This is a genomic window from Roseateles sp. P5_B10 (assembly GCF_056400485.1).
This window is the reverse complement of the sequence record NZ_JBFULE010001399.1, coordinates 1-799: the sequence shown is the minus strand read 5'-3', so window position 1 is coordinate 799 and position 799 is coordinate 1. Positions and strand designations below refer to the sequence as shown.

General features: G+C 58.2%; 1 protein-coding gene. It reads right to left on the bottom strand.

Features of this window, described 5'->3' with window-relative positions; all coding sequences use genetic code 11:
- Positions 1-667: TRAP transporter large permease subunit (locus tag AC1DU6_RS33600; RefSeq protein WP_477862690.1), on the bottom strand; the 667-nt coding region annotated here is incomplete at its 3' end.
- Positions 668-799: the final 132 nt, after the last annotated feature.

The window sequence follows — 799 nt, the reverse complement described above, 5'->3', positions numbered from 1 at the left end:
CGATGGGAATCAAGAGGGTTGGCGAGGTGCGCAGAATGGTCATCATACGCTGTTTCGGCGTCTGATATTCGGCGCGCGGATAGTTATAGATGTAGCCCATCAGCGCGATGACGATGCAGAACATGCCGGTCAGGATCACCCCGGGAATGATACCGGCGATCAGCATGTCACTGACCGACACCTGCGCCAAAACGCTGTAGACCACGAACATCACCGATGGCGGGATGATGGGGCCGAGCATGCCGCCATAGGCCGTGAGGCCGGCAGCAAAGGTCTTGTCGTAGCCTTTCTTTTCCATTTCCGGGACCATGATCTGCGCCATGATCGCGACCTGTGCGGTCGCCGAGCCGAGAATGGAGGAGATGAACATGTTGGCGAGAATATTGACGTAGGCCAGTCCGCCCTTCAGCGAGCCGACAAAGGCCATCGCCATGTCGACGATGCGCTTGGTGATGCCGCCGCCATTCATGATCTCGCCGATCAGGATGAACAGCGGAATCGCGATCAGGCCGTAGCTGTCGACGCCGCCGAACAGCTGCAGCGGATAGGATTGGAACAGCACCGGATTGCCGGATGCCATGATGTAGACGAAACCGGCAAGGCAGAGACAAAGGCCGATCGGCACGCCGACCAGCATGATCACCGTGAATGCAGCGAAGGTGATCATCAGTTGACCCCGTCGAGTTCAGAGAGCTGGAAGCCTTTCGGCGGCACCTTGGCGACGAGACCGAGGTCCTCGAGCAGATTGGCAATGCCATGGATGGTGATCGACACCGCGAAGATTGGCAGTGTCAGATAC